Raw genomic sequence first — 13,990 nt, 5'->3', positions numbered from 1 at the left:
CTCAGCGAGAGGCTGGGGGGTGAGCGTTTTGCGACAATAGTCGCGCAAAACGCGAGGGGGCACTCCCCCTTCCGACTCTCGCGAGCGCCCCCAGCGACGAAGCGCCCACCACTAAAACCGATACGCCACTAACGCGATAGTTCTTTTCTGCTTTGGAGCTACAGCGGCGCGACGTCCCCCGGACGTCGCTTTTAGCCGCCTCCGCCATTAACGCGATGGCTCACTCACTACGCGATGCCATCGCGCACAGGGGTCGCTATTAGTTCAAGTAATCGCGCAAAGATTGGGAACGGGCCGGGTGGCGCAGCTTGGACATTGTCTTGGCCTCAATCTGGCGGATACGCTCGCGAGTGACCCCGTAGCGGCGCCCGATTTCGTCCAAAGTCTTGGGCTGGCCATCTTTGAGGCCGAAACGCATGGCAATCACGCCGGATTCCCGCTCGCTCAACGTGTCCAAAACGCGCTGCAGCTGTTCTTGGAGCATCATAAAGCTGACCGCATCGGCAGGTACCACCGCTTCGGAATCTTCAATCAAATCCCCAAATTCGGAATCGCCGTCCTCACCCAGCGGGGTGTGCAGCGAAATCGGCTCACGGCCATATTTCTGAACTTCCACGACCTTTTCCGGGGTCATCTCGAGCTCTTGGGCCAGCTCATCTGGGGTGGGTTCGCGTCCCAGATCCTGCAGCATTTGCCGCTGGACGCGGGCCAGCTTGTTAATGACTTCCACCATATGTACCGGGATGCGAATGGTGCGAGCCTGGTCAGCCATGGCACGGGTAATGGCCTGACGAATCCACCAGGTCGCGTAGGTCGAGAACTTGTAGCCCTTGGAATAATCGAACTTTTCCACCGCGCGAATCAGACCCAAGTTGCCCTCTTGAATCAAGTCAAGGAACAACATACCGCGCCCGGTATATTTCTTTGCCAGGGCTACCACCAGACGCAGGTTCGCCTCCAGCAGGTGGTTCTTAGCCATTTGCCCGTCTTGAACCACATAGTGCAGTTCCCGAATCTCTTTCGGAGTCATGGTTTCCTGCTTGGTTTTCAACAGGTGATCCGCGTAGAGTCCAGCCTCAATTCGCTTGGACAGGTCCACTTCCTGTTCCGCGTTCAGCAGCGCGACTTTACCAATTTGCTTCAGGTAATCCTTAACCGGATCGGAAGTCGCCCCAGCTACGGTAACTTTTTGAGCCGGCTCGTCCGCATCGTCTTTTTCTGAAAGGGTGTATTCCGCACTCGTCGAGTTTTTAGTTTTAGAATCCTGCTTGGCGTCATTGTCTTTCGACTTGTCCTCGCGGGAAGTGTCCTCGTCCTCGGTTTCTTCAGCGTCTTCTTCGCTGTCTGAGTCTTCTTCCTCGTCAGTCTCGTCGTCGTCCTCGAGGTTTTCTAAGTCCTCATCCGCGATTTCCGGGTCTTCCAGTTCGCCTTCATCAGGTTCGTTGTCTTTGTCTTCGACTTCTTCCTCGATTTCGTCCTCAGGGTCTAGCGCCTGATTTTTTACAGACTCTTCGGGTAATTCTTGATCTGTTACTGACTTCTTCCGCTTCGCTCCTGTGCCAGCCGCTGTGGCGCTTGCCTTGGTGGCCCGGGTTTTACGGGCGGTACTCTGTTTATTCGCTGCCTGCTTGGTCCCGGCTTTCGCGGTTGTTTTAGCAGCAGAGCGCGCGCTGGCTTTCGGTGTCGTTTTCTCGCCAGATTTTGCACTAGCCTTGGTGGTCGCTTTGGCCGTAGTCTTCGTGGAGGTCTTGGCGGCCGGTTTAGAGGTAGTCTTCGCGCCAGTCTTTGCACTGGTTTTCGCAGTAGCCTTGGTGGCTTTCGCTGCGGTGGTCCGGGTTCCGGTCGTGGCCTTGGTTTTCGTCGAAGACTTGCCGGTTGATTTCGTATCCGACCGTGTCGTCGAGGCTTTCTGTCCTGCCGCAGACCTGGTGGCGGCTTTCTTAGTGGTGGAACCAGCCTTGGTGGCTGCCGCTGACTTACCGGCAGTCTTACGAGTGGTGGAAGTGCTGGTTTCGCCTTGATTTTCAATAGGCTTTTCGCTGGTAGACACCGAGAACCTTTCGCATTGAGGATTTGTTTCAAAACGTACAAGGCACAATTATAATTTCATACTAACAAAATTGCTCATGACATGGTAAATTTGGGTCATGCTCGAGGAGATTTCCCTAATAGCTGACGTGCGCTCTGAGGTCAGCGCCCGCCTCACTGAACCGTGGAAATATTGCACCAGCAAAGCCTTAACTATCACCCAACTTGACGAATTCTCTGGTCCCACTATCGGCCTACTCGCTCGCGGTAAGCGTTTCCGGGCTATCGCCGCCTACATGGGGTGGATTAGCGCCGCTGGCCCTCTCAAAACGGATGAAATTCCCGACCAACTTCTGGACCTGGGCACCAGCCTCGAGCTTTTCCAGGCTTCGGCCCTAGTTCACGATGACATTATTGACGATGCCATCAAACGCCGTGGCCTGCCTTCCGCACAAATCGCATTTATGACTTCTTTCCCCATGGGTGGACCTCGTTTCGGCGACTCCGCCGCTATTCTGTGGGGTGATTTGCTCTATGCGGCAGCGAACTCTTACTTTTCCCAAGCTATCAGCACGCTCTCTACGGAAAATGCGCGCCGAGCCAGCAATCTCTACGTTTCGATGCAAGCCGAAGTCGCCTACGGACAGTTCCTCGACCTTTCCGCTGAGACTCGCGAGATTTCCCCCGATATGCCCCCATCTCAGGACGCGGCTATGGAAATCATCAAGCACAAGACTGCGCGTTATTCCGTGGTGATACCGCTGTTGTTGGGGGCAGCGTTGCGCGGTGCCAGTGATTCCTTGATGGAACAGTTGGAAGGTTTTGCCACTCCTCTGGGGGTGGCTTACCAGCTACGCGATGATGATTTGGGAATTTTCGGCGATCAAGAACTGACCGGGAAACCAGCAGGCGATGATATTCGTTCCGGCAAACGCACCGCGCAGCTCGCCCTCGCTTGGGAAATGACTGATGACCAGGGACGGGACTACTTGATGCGCTATTGGGGAGCTCCAGACTTAACTCCGCCCATAATTGACAACATTTGCGCCATCATCACCGGTTCCGGAGCTCGTCGCGCCATTTCGGATTTGATGAATGAACATCTGGAACAATCCCAGAGATTCCTTGATGCCATGCCGTGCGATGCGGAAGTGAAACGGCAACTTGCAGACTTCGGTTCCTCCCTGGTGAACCGCGCTAACTAGAGAGCCAGTGCCCCAGCCACTCGGCGCACAGCTTTCTTGCGCCCCTCCCGCAGAGCATTTAGCGGGGTGTCCCCCAAGCTGTCGTCCTCCCTCAACATCCAGTTCATCGCTTCGGCATCACTGAACCCGCCGTCACGCAGCAGGATTAGGGTGCCCCGCAGAACCTCCAGCGGACCGCGGTAGTCCCCCTCAGACTCGGCAGCCACCAGGAAGACTTGGGGAATACGCAACTTTCCGTCCTCTGGCGAAGGCAGGGCCAGCAAGGATACATCTTTCAACCAGGAGCGAATAGCCTTCGCCTCCACGCCCAGATAAGCCGCCGCTTCACTGATAGTCAGCCAGCTATATTCCTTCCAGATATCACTCACAATGCAAAACTAATGCAAAAAGCGGCGCGTCACGGGGAGGGACACAGAAATACCGGACAATTTAACCTAGACTTTTGGGCGTGAGTGACGAAGAAAAGGAAAATTTTGACGGTACCGGAGCCACGACCGCGGTACCGGCGCCAAAACCGACTTCTACGGGACGTCACTCTAACGGCAAGATGCCCGATTCTTTCCCGCCGGCTCAGCCCGCCGCAGCCCCGAAAGCCGCGCCGGAGCCCTCGGATCGCCTGGTAGGACAGACTATTGATGCCCGTTATGTTATTGAAAAGCGAATTGCCCGCGGCGGGATGGCTACCGTGTACCGGGCGCGAGATACGCGCTTAGACCGGCCGGTGGCCTTGAAAATCATGTATCCGCACCTAGCGGAGTCCGCGGACTTTGTCGCCCGGTTCCGCCGAGAGGCGCGGGCAGCGGCAAAACTGACCCACCCCGGCGTGGTCGCGGTTTATGACCAAGGCAGCGCCCAAGGTTCTAGCTACCTGGTGATGGAACTGATAAAAGGTCCAAACCTGCGTACTTACCTGCGTTCGCAGGGCTGTCTGACGGTGGGCGAGGCTCTCAAAATCACCAAAGAAATCCTCCAGGCTCTCGCTGCCGCTCACCGTTCCGGCTTGATTCATCGTGATGTAAAGCCAGAAAACGTGCTGCTGCCAGAAACCGGCCAAGTTAAAGTTGCCGATTTCGGTTTGGCGCGCGCCGCCTCCGAAGTCACTGCTGCTACCACCGGCTCAATCCTGGGCACGGTAGCGTATCTATCTCCCGAAACTGTCTCTGGAACCGCCGCAGATTCCCGCGTCGATGTTTACGCGACCGGCATCATGCTTTTCGAGCTCCTAGCAGGAATTCCCCCGTTTTCTGGCGATTCTCCCATCCAAATCGCTTACGCTCACGTGCATGAAGACGTCCCGCATATCAAAGAGACGCAGCCTTGGGTTCCGCAACCCGTCGATGACCTGATTGCGAAACTCACAACGCGCGACCCTGCCAAACGGCCTTTGAACGGGGACGCCGCCCTGGAACTGGTCAACCAAACCATTGCCGAACTGGACCCCAACGAGATGGAACTGCGCGGGGACACTCCACCGGCAACCAATCCTGCCGATTTGGACTCTGACCAGGAGCTGACCCCGACTCTCAGTGAAGTTCCGCTCCCTGGTGCCCCTGGTTCTCCCTCGCATCACAAGTCCTGGTGGAAGCGTCGCCGGGGACGTCAATCAGAGTCCGCACTGGACTCCGCAACCCCATCCGAAGGCGCCACCCGCAGCAAGACACGGGGACGTTTGATTGGGGGAATCGTCGGCGCTATAGTCCTGTTGGCCGCCATCCTGACCTGGTTCTTTATGTGGGGACCGGGATCGTTTAGGCCCATGGTGGACGTGGTCAATCAACAGTGGCCGGATGCCTCCAAATCCCTCACCGCTGCTGATGTGACTTTTGAACGAGTGGATGTGTTCGATGACAACATTCCTGCCGGTAACGTGGCTCGCACCAATCCTGCGCCCGGTAAACCGCTGGGGCGTTTTCAGACTGCAAAGATTTTTGTGTCCAAGGGCATCGAAATGCTGACTATGCCTGATTTGACCGGAAAAACCCGTGAGGAAGCCCTGGAGCTGGTGAAAAAGGCTCGCTTTAATACTCCGCAAATCAGCGAGGACTTCCACGACACCGTGCCGGAAGGCCAAATTTCTTCCCAAGACCCGGCTCCCAATGCCAGCGTGGCGCACAACACCATCGTAAAAATTACGGTTTCCAAGGGACGCCAACCCGTTTCAATGCCAGATTTGGTTGGTAAACCGAGCCAGGAAGCTCAAAACGAGTTGACGCAGGTCGGTTTGCAGCCCCAGGTCACGGAAGACTTCTCAGATAGCGTTCCCAAGGGCAAGGTCATCAGCCAAAGCGTGGCGCCCAACACCACGGTTCACCGTCTGGATCAGGTTAACCTGGTGATTTCTAAAGGTCCGGAAGTAGTAGCGGTGCCTAACGTCTTTGGTAAGAGTGAAGGTGATGCTCGCGCCGCCCTAGAATCCGCTGGCTTTACAGTCAATGTAAAACGGACTTTCGGGGATTCCAAACGGGTTTTGAATTCCAATCCTAGCGCCGGAACTCAGGCAAAAGTCGGCTCCACGGTGACCATCACCCTGTTCTAAGCGCGCTTGATACCCGGTGAACCGGAGTCCGTCCCTCGAAAATCCCCAACAGGTTAACGCCACGCCGCGCGCAAGGCGCAGATTAAAAACCTAGAGCCGGAAAGTTCTCTAAGTCCGCCGGTTGAATCCCCGGCTTCGCCTGAGCCAGCATTTGCGCCACCAGGAAAGCCAGTTCCAGTGCTTGTTGGTGGTTCAGACGCGGATCGACCAAGGTTTCATAACGGTTCGCCAGAGCGGATTCATCGATGGTTTCCGTACCGCCAACGATTTCGGTCACGTCCTCGCCCGTCAGTTCCACGTGAATGCCCCCAGGAACCGTCCCCACGGCCTCGTGCGCGGCAAAGAAACCCCGCACCTCGTCCAGAATCGTCTCAAAGTGACGGGTTTTGTAGCCCGAACCGGTCTTTACTGTGTTGCCGTGCATCGGATCGCACATCCACACAATAGGGGTGCCGGTGTCTTTGCCGGCTTGCAACAGGGCAGGAAGTTTTTCCCTAATGTTGCTGGCCCCCATCCGGGTGATGAAAGTCAGGCGTCCCGCCAGCCCCTCTGGATTCAACCGTTCCACAAGCCCTGTCACGTCATCAGGAGTCGAGTTCGGTCCCAGCTTAACTCCCAGGGGATTCTTCACTTGAGACAGCAAAGCCACGTGCGCCCCGTCCACCTGGCGGGTGCGTTCCCCAATCCACAGGAAGTGCGCAGAAGTGTCATACAAATCGCCACTGATGGAATCCACACGAGTTAGGGCGCTTTCGTATTCCAAAAGGAGCGCTTCGTGTGAGGCATAGAAATCGGTGGTTCGCAGCGCATCCGAGGGAACCCCGGTAGCTTTCATAAACTGCATGGCCGCGTCAATCGCGGTAGCTAAATCGTCAAATTTCGAGTAAGCCCGGTTGCGCATAAAGCCTTTGTTCCACTCGTGGACTCGGCGCATATCCGCGTAACCGCCCTGGGTGAAAGCTCGAATCAGGTTCAGCGTGGCGGCGGAGTATTGGTAGCAGGACATGAGCCGGCGCGGGTCGGGAGTGCGTGAGTCTGCGTTGAACTCGTGTCCGTTGACTGCGTCACCTCGGTAGGATTCCAAAGTCACCCCGTCGCGAGTTTCCGTATCAGAAGAACGTGGCTTGGCATACTGGCCTGCCATGCGGCCCATTTTGATGACAGGCAGTCCCCCACCATAAGCCAGAACGACTGCCATTTGCAGGATGGTCTGAATTTTTAGTTTCAAGTGGTCAGCAGTGGATTCCGCGAAAGTTTCGGCGCAATCCCCGCCGGTCAGCACGAAAGCCTCGCCGACACAGGCTTGGGCCATCAAGTTTTGCAACTCGTTGACCTCTCCGGCAAAAACCAGCGGCGGGCGCTGTTTCAGAGCGGCGCAGACCTCGGTAACCTTGGCCGGGTCGGGATAGTGTGGCTGCTGGAAAGCAGCTGCGCCGCGCCAGACAGTTTCAAAATCCCGTAGTGTATTCAAGACCATTTCCTGCGTTCTCATTTCGTGTTTGCCATTAAAAGCCCTCGCTCCGGGCAACTTTCCTATAGTTTAACCCGGAGCGAGGCAGGTGAGAAAACCTGAAAAGCCTAGGCTTGGCCAATCTCCTGGAGCATCTGACGGAACCACGGCAGGTTCACGTCGAACGGCTTGCCGCCCTTGATGCGCTGGAAATCGATACAGCTCAAACGATTGCCATTTTCCTCGTCGTGCCCAATAACCCCGGATTCTCCGGCGATAGCGCACTGCACGCCCAGGTCCACCATGCCCTTGATGAGCTGCAAGTCAGCTTGATTGGACGGGGCGGAACGCGCGAAGTAACCGGATTTTTGAACCAGGACTTTTTCAGCGTCTAATGCCTTGGCAAACCGCTTGGCAAAGTATTGTCCCGGATTGATTTCGTCCAGGCGCACGTGGCCGAACGCATCACGATTGACGACCTGGTTCTGAGCCTCCATCTCGGCCACAATATCCATGACTCCGGCGCCTTCAGACAGGAAAATGTTGACGGTGTCGTTTTCGTCCATAATTTTCTTGAGGCGTTTGCCTTCGGATTCGATGTCCATATGCATCTCTGGCACGTAGATACCGTTAATATCCCAGTGTTTACGGTCCAACCCCACCGACGGCACAAAGGTTTGCGCGTCCAGCCACTCGCGATACAGCTTTGCCGAGTACGCCGTCAGCCAGCCACAGTTACGTCCCATTACCTCGTGCACAATCAGCATCCGCGGAGATACCCGGGATTCGGAAATGATGTGCTGGGCAAAAATGGAAGTATTTTCGGCTGCTGTGTAGGCACCCAAAGATTGACGAATCGGCACTACATCGTTGTCAATAGTCTTGGGTAGTCCCACCACCGTGAGGTGATACTTGTGCGCTTCCAGGTAGGCTGCTAGATCTGCTGCGGTCGTGTTCGTATCGTCCCCACCGATGGTGTGCAGTACATCTACACCGTCCTTTACCAGCTGGTCGGCAGCGACTTTCAGGGCGTCCTCGCCCTCCTTGATAAGACCGCGTTTCACCAGGTCGGCGGTGTTCGTCAGCTTGACTCGGGAGTTACCGATGGGCGAACCGCCATAGAGCTGCAAACGGGAGGCATGAGCCCGGGCATCATCATCAATCTGCAAATACTTGCCGGTCAGCAGACCGTGATAGCCGTGCTCGTAAGCGATGATTTCCACCTCCGGTTCCAACTCGGTGTACCGTTCAATCAACATGCCCACCGCGGTGGACAGGCACGGCGCAAAACCGCCGGCCGTCAACAGAGCTACTCGCTTCAGAGCCATATTTCTGCCTTTCTCGTTGTCCGATTTCTTAACATTCTAGGATTCATCGCCGGGTTGGGTGGCTAAGTCGGGTGTGGTATCCGGCTGTTCCTCGGAAGGGGAAGTATCCGAAGTCTCAGCCTCACTTGGGGCTGTTTCGGAGTCTTTGCCAGCGTCCCTGCTAGATTTTCGCTGTGCCTCCAGGCGTTTTTTCACATTGGCGGCATATTCATCAACATATTCCTGCCCGGACAGCAGCATCAGGTCATACATGACTTCATCGGTGATGGAACGCAATACGTAGCGATTGTTTTCCATACCTTTGTAGCGGGAGAAATCCAGAGGTTTTCCGATAATGACCCCGATACGCTCCAGCTTGGGGATGGTCTTGCCGATAGGCTGCGATTTGTTCGTTCCCACCATCGCCACCGGAATAATCGGAGCGCCGCTGATGAGCGATAGCCGAGCAATCCCAGTTTTGCCTCGATAAAGCCTGCCGTCCGGGGAGCGTGTGCCTTCGGGATAGATACCGAATAAACCGCCACGTTCCAGAACTTGCAGGCCTTTATCCAAAGCGACCTGGGAGGCTTTGCCGCCGGAACGGTCTACCGGAATAACCCCCACGGATTGCATAAAATGCTTGGTAATCCAGCCTTTAAATCCGGTGCCGGTAAAGTAATCGGACTTCCCGACGAAGGTGATTTCCCGCTTGGTCATCAAAGGGAGGAACACCGAGTCGATGACGGCGAGGTGATTGGAAGCCAAAATTGCCGGTCCGGTTTCGGGGATGTTTTCCGCTCCGCGTATCCATGGCTGAAACAAGAGGCGTAACAACGGTCCGGCGACAATCTTTGAGAATCTGTACACAGTCGATACCTCCAGTGCCCCAAGGGCTTCATGTATAGTTCAAATATGACGTTTCGTAAACGAAGCGGTCACAAGGATCGCGATGAGGAAACCCCTGAGGAGGTCAATCGCCGTTTCGAGCAACTCGCGGCGGCTACTCCTGAGCTCGGAGGTTTCGGACCTCGGGACTGGACTCCAGCGGAAGACAACGAAGGCTTCGTAGCACCCAATCCCCCTTTACCGACTTTGCGCACTCACACTAAGGTCGGTTGGTTGCTGCTGGTTGCCGCCATCATCGGCTTTATAATCCTGGGGATTACCCAACCGGCTTATTCGGCAGTGGCAGCCACTATATGTTTGCTGGCCCTAGCGGTGGGGTTGGGTTTGCTCCTGCCCATCCGCCGTCGCTAAGGCTCTCAAGTGGTCTGTGAAAGAGCCTTTCTCAGAGCAGCCATCACAGCGTCAGCCTCGTAGGGAGCCGGCACGTTATAGCTCGCCCCGGACCAGCGCGACATCCATTCGTCCTGTTGGCGAGCCACCAGCATGATGATGGGCGGAACTTTATCCGCATGGATATTGAGCCAACGCGCCACCGATTGCCCACCCTCTTGATAAGTTTCAGCGTCAAGCACCAGAGCCGCATAGCGGTCCTCAGCGAAATTTTGTTTCACCGCATCCGGGGTCGCCACTTCCTGCCAGTCAATCGGCGGTATATCGAAACTACCGCTGAGTCCGGCTGCATCCATGACGGCTTGACGGGTATGGGGATTGCCACTGAAAAGCATAACTTGCACGGCATCGGTGCCTGCTTTTGCTTCCATAGAATTCGCTCCTTTACCAAAGACATGAACATTTTACCTACCGAGTGGGTGCACGCCAAACAGTTCTGTGGGCGCCCCACCGATGGATGTCGACCAAGCTCACCGACTCGAAAATCCTGGTGACAATCGCTGCCCTATCCCAAGGTTGGCAGGGCGATAGCGTCTACGATATCGACGATCTGGACGACACCACGGGGCGCTGATTTATTCGGAGGCCCCACCATCACCAGTCGAGAACCGACGGTTTTACCCACGGCTTTCATGGTTTCCGCATCTGCCCACAGCACGCCCTGACCGTTGATCCAGGTGGAAATGGGCTTGTCTCCCCAAGAACCGGATACCACCACATATCCGACCTGGTCACCGGCCTGAATGGGCTGTCCCTGCCCTTCCAGAGTCCAAACGTTCGCGGGCTGGCCGGGAACTTTTGAACCTTCGATGTAGGCTGGCTGTGGCTCAGCACCGGGACCGCAATAGATACGCAGACCATCGGGGAGCTTCGCCCCGGTAGGCTGTGATTGAGCCAAAAGCTGGGTGTAGGCTGCCAACTGGGTTTCTTCCGTCACCGGAGGCGCAAACAGTATGTCGATAACAAAAACCAAAGTTTCGCCAGCCAGCGGGTGATCCTTGCCAGGTAAGGGCTGCCCGGCGTCTTTCGCGGCTTGTTCCCGTTCCGTGAGTTCCCCGTAAGCTAGGCGTGGCGGAATGACGAGCTCAATCCGATCCCCAACGTTGCGCCCGGCCAAACCCCAGGTCCAGCCTTCGATAATGTTGTTGCCCAGTGAGAAGGAGGCGGGTTCTCCCCTTTGCCAGGAGTCGTCAAAGACTTCGCCGTTCCACTTTTGTCCCTTGTAATGGACGATGACATCAGCGTTCGCGGAAACGACCGTCCCGGTGCCTTCATGCAGTACGGTACGAATGAAATCCTTGGGAGCCGGTCCCGTTCCCGCCGCAATGTTTGGTTCCGTCCCGAAGCTATCAGGTAAGTCCACGGCGGGAACCGGTCCGTTTTCTACCGGTTTTACCGCCGCAGGTTCCGCAGATGCGGCTGGGGTAATGGTCTTAACACAACTCTTCGGGGTGGCTAGCGGGGCGTTTTGCTCTCTGGGGATCTCTTGACAAGCCGTTAAACCCGCGGCCGCCAAAGCAAACAGGGAGAGCACCACTAGTTGTTTCTGTAGGTGTTGCAAGATCGTACCTCTTTTTCCATAAATCAGGTTTCGTATCCCTCGCCCTGCGTTGTTAACGTTTGGTATCGTAGGCAGAAACCAGCTGTAGCAATGTTGCCTGGGGATCAGTCGTGGACGTAGCCGGAGTGACTACCAGTACCAAACTACCCAACGGTAAATCGGCCAGCTCTAGAGAATCAGCTGAAACCGAGATCAACTCACCGGCATTCCAGTCAGCCGCGGTGGTCTGTTTGTTCCAATCCGCACTGACTCGTTTCACAATGACGCCCTGCCCAGCTTTGACTGCCGGACCGTCGCCGGTGGCGTAGACCGCGGTGGATTGTCGGGACGGATACGACCCTGCGGCCACAGCGTTGACCGTGTAGGCACCCTGACCGTCCGCATCGATGCTAATACCATCCGGCAGCGGGTTATTGGTGGGAGTAACCTGGAACTTGGAGGCTGCATCCGCGGGCACCGCTAAACGCACGTCCACCACGTAGGCCAGCGTGTCGTCCTTCTTAACCCCGATACTGCTGGCACCCATCTCGCCGTAGGCTTTACTCGGGGGCAGAATCAACATAACTCGCTGACCGACCTTGACCCCACGCAACTCTTTCCATCCTTCAATAGGCGGGTTAGCCAGCGAAATCGCACGCGGTCCGGCCGCATCGGTGATGGTGGAATCAGGCATTAAAGCTCCGCCCCAAACTTTGCCGTAGTAATCCACAACGACAAGGTCGCCGTCCTTAACCTCCTGGCCTTTCCCGTTGCCGTCATCAAGCACCTTCATCACGGGTACTTCTGGCGGGGGGGCTGCCGGAAAATTAATCTCCGGTACCGTCCCGAACTGGGGTGAAGCCACAGTAGGCATCTCGCTACCAGCGGGTTTGGAACAGGCAGACAGTGACAGCGCGAGGCTGGCGGCCGCTAGGGCGAAAGCAATTTTTTGTAACACGATACTCCCCGGAATACTCAAGTTCAGATTCGTTTAAACTTGATTTTACCTTGAATAAGTCAACATCCGAGCCTAATCGTTATCGACTTTTCAACTTTGTCGCTCCACCCAGTCGTTTGCACCGCTTCAGAACTATAAAAAACGGCGAGCCCAGATAACCAGACTCGCCGTGACTTTTCGTAGCTTTTCTCTAGTGGAAAGATCCCCCACAAGAACAGGTATTGACCGCATTGGGGTTATCGATAACGAACCCGGTCTGAGCCAGGGTGTCCTGGAAATCAACCGTGGCGCCAGCCAGGTAGGGCACGCTCATTTTGTCAACGACCAGCTCAACGCCATCGAAATCCCGTACCGCATCGTCTTCGGACAGTTCGTCGTCGAATTCGAGCTGGTAAATCAAACCGGAACAACCCCCGGGAGCTACTCCCACGCGCAGCCGCAAATCATCACGGCCTTCCTGTTCCAGTAAGGATTTAATCTTGGCTACTGCGGCATCGGTCAAAGTGACCTCATGGGTCAAAGAAGCGGTCTCCATCTATATTTCCTTTCCTGCAAAAGACACTGTAACTTAGTCTAACCTTATTTATGTCGTTTTTTCTTCCTCAGCTTTGGAACCGCCCTGACCTGGGCGTATGGCCGCTGAGCATAGCTTGTTGCTCTCAATCGGGCAGATGCCAGGTTTGGCCCAGGATCCGTCCCCACTCAGTCGCCCCGCGCTGGGGATGTTCGGCGAGAAAGTAGGCTTGCGCGATGCCTGATTCTTGCAGCTGGCGGCGCGAAAGCGGGGAATCCGCGGCCAAGACCACCACCGGTTGAAGGCCTCGCCGCGCCGCCCGAGCCACGACCAGGTTTGCCAAGTCAGCCGGCCCGGGCACATCGGTGATTTCCGGCTGGATGACCAGGTATATATCGGCCTGCGTGTCCAGCCGGACTTGCCTAGGACTGGCAATGGTCAGTCCTTTCACAAGCGCGGTGCCGGTGCTGTCCGGGGCGGGAGCGTCCGGGTTCACACCCTGCGCTTGTGCCGGCTGCAAATTTGCCACGTCCAGGTGCAGGGTGTCCGCCGGATGGTACTGGCTCCACGCCTCGCAAAAGTCCTGGGCAAAATCGGCGAATTCGGGAGTCGCCAGAATCTGAATCCGCACCGGGTTGAACCTAACTGAGCGCCGGGGCAGAGCCGTTGACCAAACGCCCCAGCAGCAGGGTTTCGGCCAGCACGGCTCCTTGCAAATCCGCTAAATCTTGAGACTCGTTCTCAGAGTGGGCGTTGGTGTAGGGATCCTCGACCCCGGTCACGAGGACTTCGGCAGCGGGGAAAAACTCCTGGAACGTGGCGATAAACGGAATCGAACCGCCTTGCCCAATATTGACGCTCTTGACCCCAAACGCATCGGTCAAGGCTCCGTGCATCAAAGCCAGCACCGGAGAATCCAGATTGGCTGCATAAGCCGGACCGGTCTCCAGGCACTCCACGCTGACTTCGGCACCGAAAGGAGCGTTAGCTACCAGGTAATCCGATAGCACTTGCGCCGCCTTTTGAGGATCCTGACCCGGTGCGATACGCATCGAAATCCGCGCTGTCGCCTGCGGGATAATCGTATTCGAGCTGGTCGCGATGCTGGGCGCGTCAATCCCGATGACACTGATGGCTGGTTGGGTCCACAGGCGGG

General features: G+C 56.2%; 14 protein-coding genes. 3 read left to right on the top strand and 11 right to left on the bottom strand.

The features are described 5' to 3' along the window. Positions 1–259: 259 nt before the first annotated feature. Positions 260–2,050 carry an RNA polymerase sigma factor gene (locus AC5LBQ_RS08365; protein ID WP_493265187.1) on the bottom strand — a complete coding sequence of 597 codons (1,791 nt, stop codon included), beginning with the start codon at positions 2,048–2,050 and terminating at the stop codon, positions 260–262. Positions 2,051–2,147: 97 nt separating this feature from the next. Between AC5LBQ_RS08365 and AC5LBQ_RS08360 the strand changes: the two genes are divergently transcribed. Continuing rightward, positions 2,148–3,233, top strand: a complete 1,086-nt coding sequence (locus AC5LBQ_RS08360) for a polyprenyl synthetase family protein (protein ID WP_493265186.1) — start codon at positions 2,148–2,150, stop codon at positions 3,231–3,233. Here the strand turns inward: AC5LBQ_RS08360 and AC5LBQ_RS08355 are convergent. Continuing rightward, a complete protein-coding gene (locus AC5LBQ_RS08355; protein ID WP_493265185.1) occupies positions 3,230–3,601 on the bottom strand; it encodes an Rv2175c family DNA-binding protein in 372 nt (123 codons plus the stop codon). The two genes, AC5LBQ_RS08360 and AC5LBQ_RS08355, sit on opposite strands and share 4 nt — an antisense overlap. Positions 3,602–3,780: 179 nt before the next feature. Here AC5LBQ_RS08355 and pknB point away from each other — a divergent pair, with 179 nt between their 5' ends. Beyond that, positions 3,781–5,769: a Stk1 family PASTA domain-containing Ser/Thr kinase gene (gene pknB, locus AC5LBQ_RS08350; protein ID WP_493265188.1), complete on the top strand. Its 1,989-nt coding sequence runs from the start codon at positions 3,781–3,783 to the stop codon at positions 5,767–5,769. An 82-nt stretch (positions 5,770–5,851) separates the two neighbouring features. Here the strand turns inward: pknB and AC5LBQ_RS08345 are convergent, their stop codons facing one another. From AC5LBQ_RS08345 to AC5LBQ_RS08335, 3 genes are all read right to left on the bottom strand, one after another. Next, the gene (locus AC5LBQ_RS08345; RefSeq protein ID WP_297345973.1) at positions 5,852–7,246 is read right to left on the bottom strand and encodes a class II 3-deoxy-7-phosphoheptulonate synthase; all 1,395 of its coding nucleotides are present in this window, start codon (positions 7,244–7,246) and stop codon (positions 5,852–5,854) included. A gap of 101 nt (positions 7,247–7,347) precedes the next feature. Continuing rightward, entirely contained in the window at positions 7,348–8,547 is a 1,200-nt protein-coding gene (locus AC5LBQ_RS08340) for a pyrophosphate--fructose-6-phosphate 1-phosphotransferase (protein ID WP_307741690.1), read from the bottom strand. 36 nt (positions 8,548–8,583) lie between these two features. Continuing rightward, a complete protein-coding gene (locus AC5LBQ_RS08335; protein ID WP_295027567.1) occupies positions 8,584–9,393 on the bottom strand; it encodes a lysophospholipid acyltransferase family protein in 810 nt (269 codons plus the stop codon). A 45-nt stretch (positions 9,394–9,438) separates the two neighbouring features. Between AC5LBQ_RS08335 and AC5LBQ_RS08330 the strand changes: the two genes are divergently transcribed. Then, entirely contained in the window at positions 9,439–9,783 is a 345-nt protein-coding gene (locus AC5LBQ_RS08330; protein ID WP_295027566.1) for a hypothetical protein, read from the top strand. A 5-nt stretch (positions 9,784–9,788) separates the two neighbouring features. Here AC5LBQ_RS08330 and AC5LBQ_RS08325 read toward each other — a convergent pair whose 3' ends face one another. From AC5LBQ_RS08325 to AC5LBQ_RS08300, 6 genes are all read right to left on the bottom strand, one after another. Continuing rightward, positions 9,789–10,193: a DNA-binding response regulator gene (locus tag AC5LBQ_RS08325; RefSeq protein WP_297345971.1), complete on the bottom strand. Its 405-nt coding sequence runs from the start codon at positions 10,191–10,193 to the stop codon at positions 9,789–9,791. 134 nt (positions 10,194–10,327) lie between these two features. Then, entirely contained in the window at positions 10,328–11,383 is a 1,056-nt protein-coding gene (locus AC5LBQ_RS08320) for an FKBP-type peptidyl-prolyl cis-trans isomerase (protein WP_493265184.1), read from the bottom strand. 52 nt (positions 11,384–11,435) lie between these two features. After that, the gene (locus AC5LBQ_RS08315; protein ID WP_493265183.1) at positions 11,436–12,320 is read right to left on the bottom strand and encodes an FKBP-type peptidyl-prolyl cis-trans isomerase; all 885 of its coding nucleotides are present in this window, start codon (positions 12,318–12,320) and stop codon (positions 11,436–11,438) included. Positions 12,321–12,510: 190 nt separating this feature from the next. After that, positions 12,511–12,855, bottom strand: a complete 345-nt coding sequence (gene erpA, locus AC5LBQ_RS08310; protein WP_282921684.1) for an iron-sulfur cluster insertion protein ErpA — start codon at positions 12,853–12,855, stop codon at positions 12,511–12,513. Between the two features lie 124 nt (positions 12,856–12,979). Then, positions 12,980–13,465, bottom strand: coding sequence for a hypothetical protein (locus tag AC5LBQ_RS08305; RefSeq protein WP_493265182.1), 486 nt, complete (start codon positions 13,463–13,465; stop codon positions 12,980–12,982). Positions 13,466–13,475: 10 nt separating this feature from the next. Further along, positions 13,476–13,990: peptidase dimerization domain-containing protein (locus AC5LBQ_RS08300; protein ID WP_493265181.1), on the bottom strand; the 515-nt coding region annotated here is incomplete at its 5' end.

It is taken from the genome of Mobiluncus sp., assembly GCF_985070215.1.
The sequence above is the reverse complement of the archived record's forward strand: the minus strand, read 5'-3'. Positions and strand labels throughout refer to the sequence as shown.

Coding starts and splice junctions, on each gene's coding strand:
- AC5LBQ_RS08360 (WP_493265186.1), top strand. CDS start 2,148: ATGCTCGAGGAGATTTCCCTAATAGCTGACGTGCGCTCTGAGGTCAGC.
- pknB (WP_493265188.1), top strand. CDS start 3,781: ATGCCCGATTCTTTCCCGCCGGCTCAGCCCGCCGCAGCCCCGAAAGCC.
- AC5LBQ_RS08345 (WP_297345973.1), bottom strand. CDS start 7,246: ATGGTCTTGAATACACTACGGGATTTTGAAACTGTCTGGCGCGGCGCA.
- AC5LBQ_RS08340 (WP_307741690.1), bottom strand. CDS start 8,547: ATGGCTCTGAAGCGAGTAGCTCTGTTGACGGCCGGCGGTTTTGCGCCG.
- AC5LBQ_RS08330 (WP_295027566.1), top strand. CDS start 9,439: ATGACGTTTCGTAAACGAAGCGGTCACAAGGATCGCGATGAGGAAACC.
- AC5LBQ_RS08325 (WP_297345971.1), bottom strand. CDS start 10,193: ATGGAAGCAAAAGCAGGCACCGATGCCGTGCAAGTTATGCTTTTCAGT.
- erpA (WP_282921684.1), bottom strand. CDS start 12,855: ATGGAGACCGCTTCTTTGACCCATGAGGTCACTTTGACCGATGCCGCA.